This window comes from Streptomyces sp. NPDC087215, assembly GCF_044744885.1.
Taxonomy (GTDB): Bacteria; Actinomycetota; Actinomycetes; order Streptomycetales; family Streptomycetaceae; genus Streptomyces.
Window position 1 is genome coordinate 195,350 of sequence record NZ_JBIUZD010000012.1, and the last position, 19,857, is coordinate 215,206.

Annotated in this window: 5 protein-coding genes; 1 reads left to right on the top strand and 4 read right to left on the bottom strand. The window is 75.5% G+C overall.

Annotated elements, in window-relative coordinates; translation table 11 throughout:
• Nucleotides 1-413: 413 nt before the first annotated feature.
• The 4 genes from ACIO92_RS26600 to ACIO92_RS26615 all read right to left on the bottom strand — a co-directional run bounded on the left by ACIO92_RS26600 (nucleotide 414) and on the right by ACIO92_RS26615 (nucleotide 18,024).
• A complete protein-coding gene (locus ACIO92_RS26600; RefSeq protein ID WP_402283030.1) occupies nucleotides 414-4,340 on the bottom strand; it encodes an amino acid adenylation domain-containing protein in 3,927 nt (1,308 codons plus the stop codon).
• The gene (locus ACIO92_RS26605; RefSeq protein ID WP_402283028.1) at nucleotides 4,337-12,103 is read right to left on the bottom strand and encodes an amino acid adenylation domain-containing protein; all 7,767 of its coding nucleotides are present in this window, start codon (nucleotides 12,101-12,103) and stop codon (nucleotides 4,337-4,339) included. The genes ACIO92_RS26600 and ACIO92_RS26605 overlap by 4 nt, the downstream gene beginning before the upstream one ends.
• A 29-nt stretch (nucleotides 12,104-12,132) precedes the next feature.
• The gene (locus ACIO92_RS26610; RefSeq protein ID WP_366443435.1) at nucleotides 12,133-13,182 is read right to left on the bottom strand and encodes a MupA/Atu3671 family FMN-dependent luciferase-like monooxygenase; all 1,050 of its coding nucleotides are present in this window, start codon (nucleotides 13,180-13,182) and stop codon (nucleotides 12,133-12,135) included.
• Nucleotides 13,183-13,293: 111 nt separating this feature from the next.
• Nucleotides 13,294-18,024 carry an amino acid adenylation domain-containing protein gene (locus ACIO92_RS26615; RefSeq protein WP_402283026.1) on the bottom strand — a complete coding sequence of 1,577 codons (4,731 nt, stop codon included), beginning with the start codon at nucleotides 18,022-18,024 and terminating at the stop codon, nucleotides 13,294-13,296.
• A gap of 427 nt (nucleotides 18,025-18,451) precedes the next feature.
• Between ACIO92_RS26615 and ACIO92_RS26620 the strand changes: the two genes are divergently transcribed.
• Nucleotides 18,452-19,732 carry an MFS transporter gene (locus ACIO92_RS26620; protein ID WP_402059174.1) on the top strand — a complete coding sequence of 427 codons (1,281 nt, stop codon included), beginning with the start codon at nucleotides 18,452-18,454 and terminating at the stop codon, nucleotides 19,730-19,732.
• The last annotated feature ends 125 nt before the right edge of the window (nucleotides 19,733-19,857 follow it).

Sequence of the window (19,857 nt, forward strand, 5' to 3'; positions counted from 1 at the left end):
GGAAGGATCACGTCCACCTCCACGACGGGCCCCGTCCCCGGGGTCCGCCGCGCCGTGCGGGGCCATGGTCCGCGCCGACTCGCGCGGCCCGACGCGCCCGACACGGAACAACGCCCGCCGTGATGCCCGAGACGTCCCCGCCGACCGGCCCCGAGGGCCTGGTCGCCGGGTGGGGCTTCGGCGAGTCGCAGGCCGGTGCCGTCGTCGTACGCCTCCCGGAAGGGTGGGACGAGCCGTCCTCCGCGCCGGACGGGGCGGAGGACGTCCGGGCAGGGGCGTGCGCGGCCGGGCACGCGACGACTCCGGCCCGGCCACGCGACGGACTCCGGCCCGGCCACGCGGCGTGCCCTGCCCCCAGGGGGGTGCGGCGGTCGGCGGCGCTCTCTTCGTCCCGGGCCCGGCGAGCGGGCCGTTCACCACCCCGCCGCGCCTCCCGCGGCCCGGTCCGACAGGACCTCGCCGATCGTGCGGAGCGGAGCGGGGTCCAGCATCTCGTAGTGGCCGCAGGGGACGTCGAAGGACCAGAGGCGCCCGCCGCCGTACGTCCGCCAGACGTCCGGGTCGGCTCCCGGGCCGTCCGACGCGGCCCGGAAGTGGAGCACGTCCACCCCGCGCGTCCGCGCCGGGGCCGCCCGCAGCGCGTCCACCGCCGCCCGCACCGCGATCCGCGCCCCCTCCACCGCCCGCTCCCCGAGCAGCGCGATCTGCTCCGGTGGCGTCCCGTCCACGGCGAACCCGGCCGACCCGGCCACGTGCCGGTGCGTCTCCTCCCAGTCGGGCAGACCCTCCTCGGGAGCCGGGTACGAGTCCAGCAGCGCCACGAACTCCACCGCGTGCCCGCCCTCCACCAGCTCGACGGCCACCCCGTGGGCGAGGGTCCCGCCGACCGACCAGCCGAGCAGCCGGTACGGCCCCTCCGGCTGCACCTCCCGGATCCGCCGCGCGTACTCCCGCACCAGCTCCTCCGGCTCGCGCGCACCGCCCTCCGGATCGGCGAGGCTCGGCGCCTGGAGCCCGTACAGCGGCACCTCGGGATCCAGGTGCGGCAGCAGCCGGGCGTACGGCCAGGCGAGACCGCTCGCCGCGTGCACCGCGAACAGCGGCCGCAGCCGTCCGCCGGTCCGCAACGGAAGCAGCACGTCCAGACCGGAGCCGTCCCCCTCGCCGTCGAGCCGCCGCGCCAGGGCCGCCGGGCTCGGCGCCTCGAACAGGGCCCGCACCGACAGCTCGGTGCCGAGGACCGCCCGCACCCGGCTCACCAGCCGGGTCGCCAGGAGCGAATGCCCGCCCAGATCGAAGAAACCGTCGTCCGGGCCGACCCGCTCCAGCCCGAGCACCTCGGCGAACAGCGCGCACAGCGGCTCTTCGTGCGCGTGGGCCGCCCCACGACGGACGGCGGAGCCGTACACGGGAGCGGGCAGCGCCGACCGGTCCAGCTTGCCGTTCGGCATCAGGGGGAACCGGTCCAGCGGCACCACCGCCGACGGCACCATGTGGTCCGGCAGCGCGTCACGGAGGAAACGCCGCAGCTCCGCGCCGTCGAGCGCCGCCCCCGGCCCGCCCCCGACGGCGTACGCGACCAGCCGGGGACCGCCCGCCCGGTCCTCCCGTACCACCGCGACCGCCCGCGCCACGCCTTCGTGCCGCAGCAGAGCCGCTTCCACGTCGCCGAGTTCGATCCGGAACCCCCGGACCTTCACCTGCCCGTCGAGCCGGCCCAGATACTCCAGCTGCCCGTCCGGCCGCCACCGCACCTGATCGCCCGTCCGGTACATCCGGCCGCCGGGAGCACCGAACGGGCAGGCCACGAACCGCTCCGAGGTGAGCGCCGGGCGGTTCAGATAGCCACGGGTGACGCCCGCGCCCGCGATGTACAGCTCTCCCGGCCGCCCCTCCGCCACGGGCCGGAGCCACGGGTCCAGTACGTACACCCGGGCGTTGGGCACCGGACGGCCGATCGGCGGATCACCCCCGCTGTCGTCGGCACCACCGCGCCACCAGGTCGAATAGGTGGTCGCCTCGGTGGGGCCGTAGATGTTGGTGACCGCACAGCCCGGCACCCGGTCGCCCAGCTCGCGCAGCAGGGCGTGCGGCACGGCCTCCCCGCCCAGGACCACATGCGGCGCCGACACCTCGAAGGCGTCGCCCGCCAGCAGGCTCGCCATCGCCGAGGGGACACCGCTGACCAGGCTCCCCTCCCAGCCGTCCCGTTCGAGCAGCGCGAACAGGTCGTCGACCAGCTCCAGACACCCGCCGAGCGCCAGCGTCGTCACGATCTCGAAGACCGACACGTCGAAGCTGAGCGAGGTGGACGCCAGCACCCGGGCCATGCCCCCGGGCCCGAAGTGGTCCTCGACGGTCGCCACGAAGTTGACGGCGTTGGCGTGCTCGACGACCACGCCCTTCGGGACGCCGGTGGTGCCCGAGGTGTAGATCACATAGGCGGGATGCCGGGGCAGGAGCGGCCCCGGCCGCTCCCCGTCCACGACGTCCGCGTCCTCCCGCCCCTCGATCCGCCGCACCACGTCCGGATCGTCCAGGACGAGCGCGGCCGTCCCCTCCGGCAGCACGCCCCGGGTCGCCCCGGTGACCACCGCGAGCCGGGGCCGGGCGTCACCGAGCATCCGCGCCACCCGGTCGGCCGGATAGCGCACGTCCACCGGCACATAGGCGGCCCCCGCCTTGAGCACGGCGAGCAGGGCGACGACCATGTCCGCGCTCCTCGGCAGCGCCAGGGCCACCCGGGTCTCCGGTCCCGCGCCCTCGGCGAGCAGCACGCGCGCCAGCCGGTTCGCCCGGCGGTTCAGCTCGCCGTGACCGAAGGTCCGCCCCCGGTACGAGAGGGCGGGCTCGTCCGGGACCAGCCGGGCCCGCGCCTCGATCAGGGCGGGCAGCGTGGCCGACGGCACGGGCCGGTCCGTCGCGTTCCACTCCTCCAGCACCCTTCGGCGCTCGCCGTCCGCGAGGACCGGGAGCTCCCCGACCGTGCGGTACGGATCCTCGGCGACCGCCGTCAGGATCCGGGCGAAGAGCCCGGCGATCCCCTCCACCGTGCCGCGCCCCAGCAGATCGGGCCGGAAGTCCAGCCGGATGCCCAGCTCCTCGCCCGGCACACAGATCAGGGAGAGCGGATAGTGGGTGGCGTCGAACCCCGACACGCCGACCAGCAGCGCCTCGCCCAGACGGCGCTCCCCGGAGCCCGTCGGATAGTTGTCGAAGACCGTCGTGGTGTCGAACAGGGACCCGAACCCCGCCCGCCGCTGGATCTCCGTCAGCCCCACGTGATGGTGCTCCAGAAGGTCGAGCTGCTCGTCCTGGACCCGTTCGACGAGGTCGAGCAGCGTGTCCCGGGGGTCCGCCCGCACCCGCGCCGGAACGGTGTTGATGAGCAGGCCGACCATCGTCTCGACGCCCTCGACCTCGGCGGCCCGGCCCGACACCGTCGTCCCGAACACCACGTCGCCCTGCCCGGTGAGCTGCCGCAGCACCAGCCCCCAGGCCACCTGCGTCACCGTGCCGAGGGTCACCCCCGCCTCCCGCGCCCGGTCCGTCAGCGCGGCCGTCACCCCGGCGGGCAGCGCGCGCACCACCCGCTCGGGAACCACCGTGCCCGCGCCCCGCGCGCGGGGGGCCACCAGCGTCGGCCCCTCGATCCCGGAGAGCGCCTCCGCCCAGGCGTCCCCGGACCACCGCGCGTCCACCTCGCCGAGCCACTCCAGATAGGAGGTGTACGAGGGGGCCGGTGGCAGCGGACCCGCCCCGGCGGCACCGGCCCCCGCGCCGTACAGCCGGAACAGCTCGTCGAGGAGGACCGAGACGGACCAGCCGTCCAGAATGATGTGATGGTTCGTCAGCACGAACCGCCACCGGGTGTCGTCCAGCCGGATCAGCAGGAAACGGAGCAGGGGGGGCCGGGCGGTGTCGAAGCGCCGCCGCCGCTCCTCCTCGACCAGCCGCACGGCCTCGGCCTCCCGTCCGTCGGCCGCTGTCCCGGTCAGGTCGGCCGTCCGCCAGTCCACCCCGGCCCGGGAGCGCACGAACCGTACGGGGGCGCCCGACGCGTCCGTACGGAACCCCGAACGCAGGCTGTCGTGCCGGTCCTGGAGCACCTGGCACACCTCCCTCAGCAGCGCCTGGTCGAGCGGGCCCTCGAAGTCCAGCGCCAGTTGGGTGGTGTAGACGTCCTGGCCGTCCGCGTCGAACGCCGTGTGGAAGAACAGCCCCTGCTGGAGCGGGGACGGTCTCGGCGTCCCCCCGTGGGCGTGCCCGGCGTGCCCGGGATATTCGGAGTGCTCGGAGTGCTCGGGGGTCTGCTCGTGGATGCGGTCCGCTGTGGTCACGCCGTCTCTCCCGGTTCGCCGGTACGTGCGGTCAGGGTCTCCAGGGCCTCGAACCAGGCGTCCGCCAGGGCCTCCACGCGGGACCGTTCGAGAAGGGCCCGCGGATACGCCCAGCTGACGTGGAGCTCAGACCGGCCCCCCCGGTCCAGGACGACCGCGGACACCTCCAGGAGGTGCGTCAGGGGCATCTCGGGGTCGCCGCCCCCGGCGACCGCCCCGGACTCCGGCGCCAGCCCCCAGTCGGTCGCCTCCGGCCGGTCGAAGCGGCCCAGGTAGTTGAAGAGCAACTGCGCCCGGGGCCGCGCCGCGAGCACGGGCCCGGTCTCCGGATGCAGATGGCGCAGCAGACCGTGGCCGAGCCCCTTGTCCGGCATCCTTCCGAGCCGCTCGTCCACCGCCCGCACCGTGCCGTCCGGATCGCCCGGCAGCCCCGGGAGCCGTACGGGGAACATGCTGGTGAACCAGCCCACGGTCGCCGACAGGTCGAGGCCTTCGGCGATCTCCTCACGCCCGTGTCCCTCCACGTCCACGAGGAACGGCGGGCCGCCGGAAGCACCGCCGGGGCCGGATGCCGTACGCCAGTGCCCCGCCGCCGTGCTCAGCGCGCCGAGCAGCACCGCGTTCACGCCCACACCGAGACGGGCGGGCACCCGGGCCAGGAGCGGTTCCGTCCGCTCGGCGGGAAGGACCCGGGTCACCCGGTGCTTGGAGCCCTCCACATCACGGCCGGGCACGAGATCCGCACCGGGCACCAGATCGCCCGCTCCCTCCACGACATCCAGCCAGAAGGGGAGTTCAGCCGTCCGTCCCCGCGCCTCCCGCTCCAGGAGGCGCCCCCAGTCGGCGAACGACACGGGCGTGAAGTCCGGCCCGGCCGTGCGCGGGGCGGCGCCGGTGCTCAGGTCCTCCAGGAGGACGCGCCACGAAACCCCGTCCACCACCAGGTGGTTGATCATCAGCAGGAGCCGTCCGGGCCGTCCGGGACCCGCGTCGAACCACACCGCCTGGAGCACGTTCCCTTCGCCCGGCGCCAGCCGCCGCCGCGCCGCGTCCGTCTCGGCGCGGACCAGGTCCGCGAGCTGCCCGGCACCGAGCCCGGCCGCGTCGACCCGCACCAGGCGGTCGGCCCCGTCCACCGTGCCGCGCGGCAGCACGTCGAGGCGCCACTCGGGGGTGCGCCGCAGCCGTGTCCGCAGGGCGTCGTGCCGGTCGAGCAGCGCCCGGACCAGCTCCCGCAGCCGCCGCAGGGACAGCTCGGCCGGGGTCCGGACGAGCACCGACTGGTGGAAGCCGTCGACGGGGCCGCCCCGTTCGCGCTGCCAGTGGACGATCGGGGTGAGCGGTACCTCGACGGTCGCCGCGCTCTCGACGGCCGCCGCCACCTGGGCGGGCGCCACCGTGCCGTGCGCCGCCGCCGCGCCCGCCCTGGGCGGCCGTGCCTTCGCGTGGACGGCCAGTTCGGCGACGGTGCGGTACCGGAAGACGTCCCGCGTGGAGAGGGCGAGACCGCGTGAGCGGGCCCGGGACACCAGCCGGATCGACACGATGCTGTCGCCGCCGAGCGCGAAGAAGTCGTCCTCGACCCCGACCCGGGGCCGTCCGAGGACGGCCGCGAACAGCTCGCAGAGGACCTTCTCGGCCGGAGTGCCCGGCTCCCGCGCTCCCGGCGCCGGGGCGGCGGGTTCCTCCGGCGGGGGCAGCGCGGACCGGTCGAGCTTCCCGTTCGGCGTGAGCGGCAGCTCGCCGGGAAGCACGACGAAGGCGGCGGGCACCATGTACGGCGGCAGCGCCCGCCCCGCCCACCCGGTCAGCTCCGGAACGAGGCCGTCGTCCGTACCGGTGGCGGTGGCCCCGGCGAGAGCCACGTAGGCGACGAGCCGCCGCTCACCGGGCCGGTCCTCGCGCACCACCACGGCACTGCGGGCGACCCGTTCGTGCCGGTCCAGGACGGCCTCGATCTCCCGGGGCTCGACGCGGAAGCCGCGCAGCTTCACCTGGTCGTCGGCGCGCCCGAGGAAGTCGAGTTCACCCCCGGGCGTCCACCGGACCAGATCACCGGTGCGGTACAGACGGGCGCCGGGCGGACCGTACGGATCGGCGACGAACCGCTCGGCGGTCGGACCCGGCCGCCCGAGGTAGCCCCGGGCCACCCCCGCACCCCCGATGTACAGCTCGCCCGGCACGCCCACGGGCACCGGCCCCAGCGTCCCGTCCAGGACGTACACCCGGGTGTCGCCCAGCGGGGAACCGAGCGGCGGGCGGTGCGCGTTGTGCGGGCCGATCGGGGCCGCGAGGGACCAGATGGTCGTCTCGGTGGGCCCGTACACATTGGTGACCTCGGCGGCCAGGCCCACGAGACCGGCGGCCAGGGCGGGGGGCAGGGCCTCGCCGCCGACGAGGACGCGCAGGCCCCGGACCGCTTCGGGGACCTCGGACACGAGGCCGGACCACAGGGAGGGGGTCGCCTGGACGGCGGTGACCCCGTGCCGTCCGGCCAACTCGCCGAGGGCGTGCGGTGCGTGCACCTCGTCGGGCGAGGCGAGGACGACCGCGGCGCCGTGGACCAGGGGCAGGAGCAGCTCCAGATGGGCGATGTCGAAGGCCACGGTCGTCACGGCGAGCAGCCGGTCGGCGGGGCCCAGCGGCAGCCGCGCGCGCAGGGCGGCGAGCAGATGGGCCAGATTGCGGTGGGTGACCGCGACCCCCTTCGGGCGGCCCGTCGAACCCGAGGTGTACAGGACGTACGCCGTCGCGTCGGCCGGAACCGGTTCGTCCGGGCCCGGACTCCCGGCCCCGGCGGGCAGGGGGCCGTCCAGGGCGAGCCAGTCGTCGGTGCCGAGCGCCTCGCGGGTGGCACGGTCGGAGAGCACCAGGAGCGGCGCCGCCTCGGCGAGCACCGACGCCACCCGGTCCCGGGGGTGGTGCGGATCGACGGGGAGGTAGGCGGCACCGGTCCGGTGCACGGCGAGCAGCGCGACCAGGAGGTCGGGGGTGCGGCCCGTCGCCACGGCGACCAGCCGCTCAGGACCCGCGCCCAGCCCCCGCAGCAGTCCGGCCAGCCGGTCCACCCGGGCGTCGAGTTCCCCGTAGGTGATGCGGCTGGTGCCGTGGAGCACGGCCACCGCCTCGGGTGTCCTGGCGGCCTGCTCCCGGAACCACCGCGGCACCGAGCCGCCCGGCACCTCCCCGCCGGTACCGGGGCCGGACCACTCGGTGAGCACGGTGTGCCGTTCGGCGGGGGACAGCACGTCCAGTCGTCGCACCGGCAGGGAGGGGCGGGCGGACGCGTCGGCGAGGAGACGGGTGAAGTACCCGGCGATCCGTCCGGCGGTGGCGGGGCCGAAGAGGTCGAGGGAGTGGACGAGGGTGCCGTCGAGACCGCCGTGGGACTCGGAGAGGTCGAAGAGGAGGTCGAAGGGGACGCTCCGGTAGCGGCCGTGGTGCAGCGGCTCGACCTGGAGGCCGGGCAGTTCGACGGCGCCGGTCGCGTTGTTCTGCAGGCTCAGCATGACCTGGAAGAGCGGGTGCCGGGCCGCCGACCGCACCGGCGCGACGGCGTCCACGACCTGCTCGAAGGGCACGTCCTGGTTCTCCAGCGCCGCGAGGACCCCGGGGCGGACACGGTCGATCAGCTCGCCGAGGTCCGGGTCCCCGGAGACGTCGGTGCGGACCACCACGGTGTTCACGAAGCAGCCGACCAGCTCGTCGAGACCGCTGTCGGTCCGTCCGGCGACCGGGCTGCCGACCAGGACGTCCGTCCCGGCGCCGAGCCGCCTCAGCAGCACCGCCAGGACGGCGTGCAGCACCATGAACACGCTCGCGCCGTGCGCGCGCGCCAGCGCCGTGAGACGTGCGTGCACCTCGGGGGTGATCCGGAACGGCACCGTACCGGCACGGTGGGTGGCGGCGGCCGGGCGCGGCCGGTCGGCGGGCAGCGCGATCTCGTCGGGGGCACCGGCCAGCGCGCCGGTCCAGTGGGCGAGCTGCCGGGCGAAGGGGCTCCCGGGGTCGTCCGGCGCGCCCAGCTCCGCACGCTGCCACAGGGTGAAGTCGGCGTACTGCAAGGGAAGTTCGGGGAGGTCGGGTGCCCGGCCCCGCAGCCGGGCGGCATAGGCCCCGGAGAGGTCCCGGAGGAAGGGGGCGGCCGACCAGCCGTCGAAGGCGATGTGGTGGACCGTGACCACGAGGACGTGCTCCTCGGGGGAGCGGGCGAGGAGTTCGGCCCGCACGGGTGTCTCCCGCGCCAGGTCGAAGTCGTGCTCCGAGGCCGCGAGCAACGCCGCCTCGACGCCCGCCTCCGGCACCGCCCGCACCGGCAGGTCGAACCCGGCGGGCTCCAGGACCCGTTGGCACGGCACCCCGTCGGTGACGGGAAAGACGGTGCGCAGGCTCTCGTGCCGGGTCACCACGTCCCGCAGCGCCGCCGCGAGCGCCTCCCTGTCCAGGCGGCCCGTCAGCCGCAGGGCCGTCGTCACGGTGTGCGAGGCGGCGCCCTCCGCCAGCTCGCCCTGGAGCCAGAACCGCAGCTGGGAGAAGGACGGCGGCAGGACGTCCCCGCGCGGCCGGGACCGCAGGGGGCCACGGCCGGTCCCCGAGGCCCCGAACCTCCCGGCGAGCCCGGCGGGCGTCGGCGCGTCGAAGACCGCGCGCGGGCCGATCCCGCCGTCCAGCACCTCCCGCAGCCGGTTCACCAGCCGGACGGCGAGCAGCGAATGCCCCCCGAGCGCGAAGAAGTCGTCGTCCGCGCCCACCTCCGGCACCCCGAGCACCTCGGCGAACAGCCCGCACACCAGGCGCTCGACGGGCGTGCGGGGCGCGCGGGAGCCGGTGCCCCGTACGGGCGCGGGCAGCGCCGCCCGGTCCAGCTTGCCGTGGGAGGTGAGGGGCAGTCCCTCGGGGAGCACGACGAGGACGGGCACCATGTAGTCGGGCAGGTGCCGCCCGGCGTGCTCGGCGACGCCCGCCGCCGGATCGCCGTCGACGCCCCCGGCGGGGACGACATAGGCGACCAGGACGCGCTCCCCGGGCCGGTCCTCCCGTACGAGGACGGCGGCGCGGCCTACGGCCGGATGACGCTCCAGGACCGCCTCGATCTCGCGGGGTTCGACGCGGAAGCCCCGTATCTTCACCTGGTCGTCGGCGCGGGCGAGGAAGTCGAGCTCGCCGTCGGCGGTCCACCGGACGACATCACCCGTGCGGTACATACGGGTGCCGGGCGCGCCGTGCGGATCGGCGACGAAGAGCCCCGAGGTGAGTCCCGGGCGGCCGAGGTAGCCGCGGGCCAGTCCGGCGCCCGCCAGGTACAGCTCGCCCGGCACCCCGACGGGCACCGGCCGGAGCCACGGGTCGAGGACGTACACCCGGGTGTTCGCCATGGGCCCGCCGATCGGCGGCCTGCCCCCGTCCGCGTCCCGGGCCGGGTCCAGGCGCCTGGACGTGGTGAACGTGGTGTTCTCCGTCGGCCCGTACACATGGGTCAGGGCGGTGCCCGGGAAGTCCGTCAGCATCCGCCGCACGGCCCCGCCCGACGGCTGCTCGCCCCCCGTCCAGACGTGCCCGAGCCGCCCGAGCAGCGGACTTCCCTCCGCGACCAGCAGATTGAACAGGGCGGTGCTGAGGAACGCGCTGTTCGCGTCGCCCTCGGCCGCGGCACGCTCCAGCGCCCCGGGCGAGGAGTCGCCGGGCGGTACCAGCACGACCGTGCCGCCGCCGAGCAGCGGCACCCACAGCTCGTAGGTCGAGGCGTCGAAGGAGTACGGGGAGTGGGCGAGCACCCGGGTGTGGCCACCGTCCGCCGCCCAGCAGGGATCCGTGGCGAGCGCGACGATGTTCCGGTGGGTCACCAGGACCCCTTTGGGGCGGCCGGTGGAGCCGGAGGTGTACATCACGTACGCGGCCCGGTCACCGGAGACGTCCGGCCGTCCGCCGTCCGGATCGGGACCGTCCGGACCGGGGCCGTCCGGACCGGTGTCGTCGTCGGCCAGGACCAGCGGCGGGCCGGGCGGCGGGCCCCCGGACGGGGCGCCCCCCGGCTGCGGGGCCGTGAGGGCCTCGGCCCGCTCCCGGGTGGCCCCGTCCGTCAGCAGCAGACAGGGCCTCGCCTCCGCCAGGACCGCGCGCTGCCGTTCGTCCGGGTTGCGCGGGTCCAGGGGGAGGTAGGCGGCCCCGGTCCGCAGCACGGCGAGCAGGGCGACGACCAGCTCGGTGGAGCGGCTCATGGCCACGGCGACCAGCCGTTCGGGGCCCGCGCCCCCCGCGCGCAGACGGCGGGCGAGACGCTCGGCCCGGTCGTCGAGTTCCGCGTAGCCGATCCGGGACGGGCCGCAGACCACCGCGATGTCGTCGGGGGCCGCGGCCGCGCGCCGCCGGAACAGCTCCGGCACGGAGTCGGCCGGGAGCGGGACGTCCCGGCCGTTCCAGGTCTCCAGCGCCGTACGGACCTCGGCGGGGGAGAGGAGTTCCAGACGGCCCGTGGGCCGCTCGGGTGCGGCGACCGCCCGGGTGAGGAAGGCGGTGAAGCGGCGGGCCAGCCGCTCGGCGGTGGCCCGGTCGAAGAGGTCGTGGGCGTAGACAAGGGCGCCTTCGAGCGTCCCGTCGGTCTCCACGACGTCGAAGAGCAGGTCGAAGGCGGTCGTGCGGTGGGGCACGGGGGCCAGGAGACGGGTGTCGAGACGGGGGAGGCGCACGGCGGCGCCCGCGTCGTTGCGCAGGTTCAGCATGACCTGGAAGAGCGGGTGCCGGGCCGACGACCGCACCGGGTTGACGGCCTCCACGACCTGCTCGAAGGGCACGTCCTGGTGGTCGAGCGCGGCGAGGGCAGCCGTCCGCGCCTTGCGGATCAGCTCGTGGAAGCCGGGGTCGCCGGAGGTGTCGGTCCGGATGACGACCGTGTTGACGAAGCAGCCGACGAGCTCGTCGAGACCCACGTCGGTGCGTCCGGCGACCGGGCTGCCGACCAGGACGTCCGGACCGGCGCCGAGCCGCCGCAGGAACCCCGCGAGCGCCGCGTGCAGGACCACGAAGGTGCTGGCGCCGTGCTGACGGGCGAGCCGGGAGAGGTCCCGGAAGACCTCGGGCGGCAGGCCGAAGGGGACGGTTCCGGCCCGGTGGGTGGCGGTGGTGGGGCGCGGCCGGTCGGTGGGCGGTGCCGTCTCGGCCGGTGCGTCGGCGAGGACACCGGTCCAGTGGGCCAGCTGGTCGGCGAAGAGACTGCCGGGGTCGTCCGGCGCGCCCAGCTCCTTGCGCTGCCACAGGGTGAAGTCGGCGTACTGGAAGGGAAGTTCGTCCCACGACGGGGACCTGTCGTCGAGCCGCGCGGTGTAGGCGTCCGAGAGGTCGCGGAGGAAGGGCGCGACGGACCAGCCGTCGATGGCGATGTGGTGCACGGTGATCGCCAGCACATGGTGGCCGGGGGAGCCCACGGCGAACAGCACGGCCCGCAGCGGGATCTCGCGCTCCAGGTCGAAGGGGGGCCCGGCCGCCTCGGCCACGGCCGCCTCGACGTCCTCCTCCGCCACCCGCCGCAGGGGCAGCTCGACCGTCACCGCCTCCAGGATCCGCTGCCCGGGTACTCCGTCGGTGACCGGGAAGACGGTGCGCAGGCTCTCGTGCCGGGTCACCACGTCCCGTAGCGCCTCGCGCATCGCCGCCGCGTCCAGCGGGCCCGTCAGCCGCAGCGCCATCGAGGCGTGGGGCGAGCCGCCGTCGCGGTCCATCTCTTCCTGGAACCAGAACCGCAGCTGTGAGAACGACAGGGGGATCACGGTGGTCTCGGCCTCTCGGGTCTCTGGGGTCAGTTCGCTTCGAATGCCGCGCGGAGCGCGTTCAGGTGCGGCAGCCCGTCCAGCACGGTCCTGGTGCCGATGCCGAAGTCGATCAGGCACGCGATCTCGTCCACGCCGACGGCGCGCAGCCGCTCGACCGTCGCGGTGGCGTCCGCCACCGTCCCGAAGAGGCCCCGCTGTTCGAAGTAGGCGTCGAAGGACCGGGCGACGAGGAAGTCGAGGTCCTCGTCCTCCAGCGCGTCGATGTCGAAGTCCGGGTCGAGGGCGCCGAACGAGCGGGCGATCAGATGGACCGAACTCCTGAGGTAGGCGGTCAGCGGCCCCTCGACGATGGCGCGGACCTCGTCCCGGTCGGTGCCGAGGAAGCTGTGCAGCATCAGGACGACATGGCCCTCCCAGCCGTCGTGGGTCTCGCGCGCCGTCCGCCGGTACGCGGCGATCCTCGCGGCGAGCCCGTCGACGTCCTGGTGCAGCAGATGGGTGAGGACCCCGGCCCGTGCGGTCGCCGCTGTACGAAACGTTTCCGCATCGCCCGCGCTGGTCACCCAGAGCGGCAGCTCCCGCTGGACCGGCGGCGGGAAGATCCGTACCGTCGCCGGGGCGCCGTTGCCGTCCACGACCTCGTGGTCCTCCCCGCGCCACAGCCCGCGGAGCTGCTCGACGCTGTCGGCCAGCAGGCGCTTGCGGTCCTCGTACGGTGCCCTGCTCAGCGCGAAGTCCACCGGGTGCCAGCCGGAGGCGAGGGACACCCCGGCCCGGCCGCCGGAGAGGTTGTCCACGACCGACCACTCCTCCGCGATCCTCAGCGGATGGTGCAGGGGGGCGACGACGCTCCCGGCGCGGATGGCGACGGTGCTGGTGATCATCGCCAGGGCGGCGCCCACCACGGACGGGTTCGGGTAGAGCCCGCCGAAGGGGTGGAAGTGCCGTTCGGGCGTCCACACCGCGCGGAAGCCGTGCCGGTCGGCGAAGCGGGCTCCTTCGAGGAGCAGCTCGTACCGTCCGGCGTCCCCGTCCGGTGTGCTGTCGTCGGCGAAGTAGAAGAGGCTGAAGTCCATCGGGGGATCCTTCGGTGAGCCTTGTCGTCGATGATCCGGGCGTCTGCCGGGCGGGCCGTCGCCGCCGCCCGCCGGAACCGGTGCGGCCGTCTGCCGGGGCCGGTGCCGCCGTCAGCCGGGGCGGGGCATCCTCCGTAGCGCGGGCCGCGCCTTGCGGGCGCCGGAGAGCCGCGCCGCGAGCCCCGCCACGGTGGGATCGTCGAACACCGTGCCCACCTGGAGCTCGACCCCCAGCTCCGCGCGGACGCGGCTCACCAGCCGGGTGACGAGCAGCGAATGGCCGCCGAGCGCGAAGAAGTCGTCGTCCGTGCCCACCGGGCAGGCGGTGTCCGACCAGTCCTCCGGGCCGATCGCGCCCTCCGTGACTTCCCTGCCGACCGCGCCGGTCCTGTCGGCGGCGGCCCCGCTCGGTGCGTCCGCCGGTGTTGTCGTGGCGAGCCCGAGGATCTCCGCGTACATCCGGCACAGGGCCGCCTCCCGCGCGTTCCGGGGCGGGCGCCCGGTGCCGCTCCGGACGGCGGGCGGCGCGGGCAGGGCGGCCCGGTCGAGCTTGCCGTGCGGGGTCAGCGGGAACGCGTCGTGCACCACGATCGCGGACGGCATCATGTGGCCGGGGAGGTACGCGGCCGCCCACGCGGTGACCGACCTGACCAGTTCCGTGTCGTCGGTCGCGGCGAAGGGCACGCTGACATGGCGCTCGGGGTCCACCGGCGGGCCGGTCCCGGTTCCGCTCCGGTCTCCGGTCTCCGGAGGGAAGTCCTCTTCCCCGGCGGAGAATTCGGCGTCGACGTGCTCGGGGCCCGCCTTCACCGACCAGCGCAACACGGCCCGGTGGCCGAGGCGTTCGCCGAGCCGCGCCAGGTCCTCCGGGTCGGGCCCGGGGTCCGGCGACCCGCCCGAGGCGCGCAGGTCCTCGGCGAGGCGCGCGTTCGGCACGCCGGAGACCCGGACGGGCGGGGTGCCCGGGGCGCGGTCCCGCAGCACCTCCGCGAGGCCGTCGAGCGTACGGACGTCCGCTCCCCACACCAGTTCCGTCATCGCGCCGGGGGCCGATCGCGTGTCGCCGGTTCCGGACCGAGTGCCGCCGGTGCGGCCCCGCCCGTCTCCGGTGGGGGGCGGGGTGTCTTCGGCCCGGCGCAGGACGACGTCGTAGCGGTACCGGGTCAGTTCGTTGTGGTGGGTTCCCCGCTTCAGCCGGATGTCGCAGCTCGCGAAGCGCCGCCCGGCGCCCCAGGCGGTGCCTGTGGACGCGCGGAAGAACTCCGGGTCCACCAGCAGCTCCGGGTCCCTCGCCAGTCCGCGCGCCACCGCCCGGCGCTGCTCCGCGCCGCCCGGTGCGACGCCCGCCGAACGGGCCGCGACCGCGCCGTGGAAGGACTCCGCGAGCCCCAGGTGCCGGACGTCGCCGACGAACACCGAACCGCCGGGCACCAGGGCGTCCGCCGCGAGCGCGAGGACCCGGGCGAGATGGCGTCCGCCGGGGAAGTACTGGACGACCGAGTTGAGGACGACCACGTCGAAGTACCCGCGCGGGACGCCCTCGTGGTCGTCGGCCGGCCGGCAGTCCAGGACGACCCGCCCGGCCAGTTCCGGCCGTCCCGCCACCCGCCGCCGCAGCCGGTCGATCACCCGCGGCGAGAGATCGATCCCCCAGTAGCGCTCCGCCCCGGGAGCGAGCTGTGAAAGCAACAGGCCCGTACCCACGCCGAGTTCGAGAACACGTCGGGGTCTCAGCGCGCGGATGCTCCGCACGGTCTCGTCCCGCCACTCGCGCACCTGCTCCAGCGGCAGCGCGTTGCCGTCGTAGGAGCTGTTCCACCCGGTGAAGTCCTCACCGAAGGCGGCTTGTCCGTCGACCGGAACGGCGTCGAGCACCCGCCGCCAGTCGGCCACCCGGTCCGCGTCGGCCGTACGGTCCGCAGCTGTCCCACGGTCCGCGTCGGCCAGGCGATCCGCGTCCGGCCCACGGTCCGCGTCGGCCGTGCGGTCCGCTTCGGCGGCGATGAGGTCCGTTTCACCCGGCCGGTCGGCGTCCGACCGCGCGGGTGGCTCACGGAGGATGTGGGCCACGAGCCTGCGGTCGCCGTACCGGTCCTCGTGCACGGTCACCGCGGCGGCCGACACCCCGGGGTGCCCGGCGAGCCGTGCCTCGATCTCGCCCGGCTCGATCCGGTGGCCACGCACCTTGACCTGGTCGTCCGCCCGTCCGACGAACTCCAGATCGCCCGCCGCGCGCCACCGGACCAGGTCCCCGGTGCGGTACATCCGCGTCCCGGCCGGTCCGTACGGGTCGGCGACGAAGCGCCCCGCCGTCAGACCGGGCCGCTCGAGGTAGCCCCGGGCCAGATTGGCCCCCGCGACGTACAGCTCGCCCGCCTCCCCGACGGGCACCGGCCGCAGGGCGGTGTCGAGGACGTGCAGACGCGTGCCCCGGATCGCCCCGCCGATCGGCGGTGTGCCGTCCCGCTCCGTCAGCGGTCGGCTCATGGTGGCGCAGACCGTGGTCTCCGTGGGTCCGTACCCGTTGACCAGGGTCCGGCCGGGAGCCCAGCGCCGCGGCTGCTCCGCGTCCAGGGCCTCACCGGCGGAGACCAGGAAGCGTACGTGCGGGAGGGCGTCGGACGGCAGGACCCGCAGCACGGAAGGCGGCAAGGAGGCGTGGGTGACCCGCTGTCCGTCGAGGAGACGGCGCAGTCCGGGACCCGGCATCAGGTCCAGGGCGGGCGCCAGGACGAGCGCGGCCCCCGCGGACAGCGCCATCGCCAGCTCCCAGAAGAACGCGTCGAAGCCCGGTGACGCGAACTGCAGGACCCGGCTGTCGGCGTCCACCCCGATCGTCTCGTGCTGGTGGGCGACCAGGTTGGCGAGACCCGAGCGGGTGACGACCACGCCCTTGGGCAGGCCGGTGGACCCGGAGGTGTAGACGACGTACGCGGGCAGTGCGCCCAGGTCCCGCCGGGCGCCCGGCGGCGGTCCGGCCGCCGGGGCGCGCCGCAGCGCCGCCACGGTCTCCGGGCCGTCCAGGTCGGTGCGCGGCACCGCGCCGCCGGACGACAGGACCGTGCCGGAGTCCGCGAGCAGCAGGGCGGGGGCCGCGTCCCCCAGGATGTGGGCGATGCGCCGCGCCGGGTAGCCGGGGTCCACCGGAAGATGGGCGGCGCCGCTCTTCAGCACCGCCAGGACCGCGACGACCAGATCCACCGAGCGGTCGAGCGCCGAGGCCACCACCTTCTCCGGTCCCGCGCCCCGCGCGGCCAGCACATGGGCCAGCCGGTTCGCGCGGGCGTCGAGCTCCCCGTAGGAGACCCGTTCCTCGCGGAAGACCAGGGCGACGGCCTCCGGGGCGGTCCCGGCGTGCTCCTCGAAGAGGTCGATGAAGTGCCGCGCCGGGGCGTCCGTGACGCCGTGCGGCGCGGGGCCGCCGGGCACACTCCCGGCGGGTGGGGCGGCGCGTGCCCTCTCGGCGGGTGGGCCGGTGCGAGGCGCGTCCTCGGCGGGCAGCGGGACGGGACGTCCGTCCTCGCCGGTCGGGGCCGTGCGAGGTCCGTCCTCGTCGGGCCGGGTGGTGCGGGGCGTGTCCGCACGCCGGGCCGTCACGTCCCCGGCCGCGCCCGGCCCGACCCGCCGGCCGTGCGGCGTGTTCGCGTCGGGCGTCCCGCCGGGGCGGACCGGACGGCCGCCCCTGACCAGGTCAGCGGTACGGTGCGTCCGCGCCCCGGCCGGACCGTGGAGGTCGGCGACGGTTCTCTCGCGGGCCGGTGCGGGGCGGCCCGCGCCCTCCGGGGCGACGCTCACACCCGCGAGGTACGGCTCCCCCGGATCGTCCTCGGCCACCGGCCGCCGCGAGGCGCCCATGGCAGGGGAGCGGACCGGGGGGAGGGGCGGACCTCCCTGGAGCGAGGGGCCGGTGACGGGTGCGGCGGTGGCGACCACGCGCTCCGTCGGCCCGTACAGCAGGACGGCGTCCACCCGGCCTTGTTCCGCGAGCCGGGCCAGGTCCGCCCGGAGGGCCGAGGACACGGGCTCCCCGGAGAGGAGCAGCCGCAGCGGAGGGGTGCCCGGAGCCCCGGTCACCACGTGGGAGCGCAGGGCCTCCCAGCGGGACGGGGTGGTGTCCAGGTCGGTGGCCCCGTGGTCCCGGAGGAACCGGGCGAACAGCCTCGGATCGGCGCGCTGTCCGTCGTCCGGAAGGAGCAGGGTGTCGCCCCGGCAGACGCGGGCCCACTGCCGGACCGAGGCGTCGAGACCAAGATCCGCGTCCCACACCACCCGCGCCGGAGCCGGGAGGAAGACACCGTTGTCCTCACAAGCCGCCATGAGGCGGGCGGTGTCGCCCCGGGTGACCGCGACCCCCTCGGGCGGCCCGGCGCCTTCCATGGCGGGGAGGACGAACGCCGCCGCTCCATCGGCCACTTCACCCACCGGAACCGGCGTGCCCGCAGCGGACGCTCCCGGGGCCGAAGGAAGGTCCGGGCGCCGCGTGCCCTCCGGCCACCCGGTGCCACCGGGCCCGGTGACGACCACCGTACGCGCCCCGGTGTCCCCGGCGGGCGGACGTCGCCGGTACGCCGGACGGGCCGGGTCCAGCGGTACGTAGGCCGTGCCGAGCCACCACACCGCGAGCATCGCCGCCACCGGGCCGACCCCGCGGGCGAGGTCCAGGACGACGGTCGTTCCGGGCCCCACGCCCGCCGCGCCCAGCTCCCGGGTGGTGCGCTCCACCCGGGCGCCGAGTGCGCCGAAGGTCACCGACTCCGACGGCGTCACCACGGCGACGCGCTCGGGGCACCGGGCGGACACATGGCTGAAGCGGGTGAGCAGGTCGAGCGCACTGGTGACCACGGACAGCTCCTTGCGCGGGAAAGGGGGCGGTGCCATGTGGGTGGTGCGGGAGCGACCGGACGCGGTCGCGGCGCTCGTGGCGCGGGCCGTCGTCAGTGCGGAGCGGTGTCCGTCGCGCCCCGGCCCGTCGTCGGCCACCCGCCCGGGACACCGCCTCGCGAAGACCGGGGGGTGCGTCGGCCCCGACCTCTGACGAGGGCCGGGAGGTCGTCGGTCTCCTTCTCGAACGGATCGCTCATCCGGGCTCGACCCTCCCCTGGGACACGGTGCGTTGGCGGTGGACGCGGTCGAGCCTAAGCGGCACCGACGGGAAATGGCCACCCTGGTTTCCAGGGCGGGGAAAATGTACGATCCGGCCCCGAACTCGCTTGCGACGAACCTATTCTGAGGCCTGTTCAGAACACTTCGCCATCGATGTCCGGAGGCCGTGCTGGAGTCCGTCACGCCGACTGCCGCGCAGTCCGCGAAAGACCGTGGCCGACGCCCGCACCGGAACTTCCGGCTGCTGCTCGTCGGCGAGACCACCAGCAAGCTGGGCACCAGCGTCACCTCCGTCCTGCTGCCGCTCGTGGCCGTCACCACCCTCCACGCCTCGCCGTTCACGATGGGTGTGCTCACCGCCGCTCCCTGGCTGCCGTGGCTGGTCGTCGGACTGCCCGCCGGGGCGTGGGTCGACCGCCTCCCGCCGCGCCGCGTCATGCTGGTGTGCAACGCGGTCTCCGCGGCGGTGTTCGTGAGCGTCCCGGTCACCTGGTGGCTGGGAGCCCTGACGATCTGGCACGTCCTCGCGGCAGCCCTGGTCTCCGGTACGGCTTCCGTCTTCTTCTCCACCGCCTACTCGTCGTATCTGCCCCGACTTGTGCCCACGGAAGACCTGATGAGCCGCAACGCGCAGCTCCAGGCGGGGGACCAGGCCGCCAGGGTGGCGGGCCCCGGCCTCGGCGGGCTGATCGCCCAGACCCTGGGCAGTGTGCCGGGTCTGCTGCTCGACGCCGTGTCCTTCGTGGTGTCGTCGCTCTGCCTCACCGCCATCCGCTCCGACGGACCGCGCCCGGCCCCGGCGCCCCGGCGACGGCTGGGCCGCGAGATCGCCGACGGCCTCCGTTTCGTCGTCGGAGATCCGCCGGTGCGGGCCGTCACCGCGTTCGGCGCGGCGGTGAACCTGGCGATGGCCGGTTTCCAGGCCGTCCAGATCGTCTTCCTCGTACGGACCGTCGGCGTCGGCCCCGACACCCTCGGCTGGCTCGTCTCCTGCGGAGGGATCGGCGGAGTGCTCGGCGGGCTCATGGCCGGGCGACTCGCCCGGAGCCTCGGCACGGCACGCGCCCTGCTGCTCATCCACCTCACCGCCGCGCCCTTCGGCCTGCTGGCCGCGCTCGCCGCTCCCGGCGCGGGCCTCGCGTACTTCGTCCTCGGCACGGTCGTGATGTTCGCCGGGGTCGTGGCCTGCAACGTCATCACCGTCAGCTTCCGGCAGGCGTACTGCCCTGCCGAACTGCTGGGCCGGGTCACCGCGACCACGCTGTTCCTGAACTACAGCACCATCCCGCTCGGCGCCCTCCTGGGCGGCTCCCTCGCCTCCCTCCTCGGCGCCCGCACCACGATGTGGGCCGTCACCGCCGCACTGCTGGCAGCGGGCGTCTTCCTGCTCGTGGGGCCACTGCGCGGCCTCCGCGACCTGCCCGGCGCGCCCACCGCCGACGCCTGAGGATTCCGGCCGCACGCCCGGGGACCGTAAAACGCTCGGAGAAGGGCGAAGGGTGTACGGGCCTCCGGCGTCGGCCGACACTCCACCCGACGCCCGACGCCCGACGCCCGACGCCCGACGCCCGA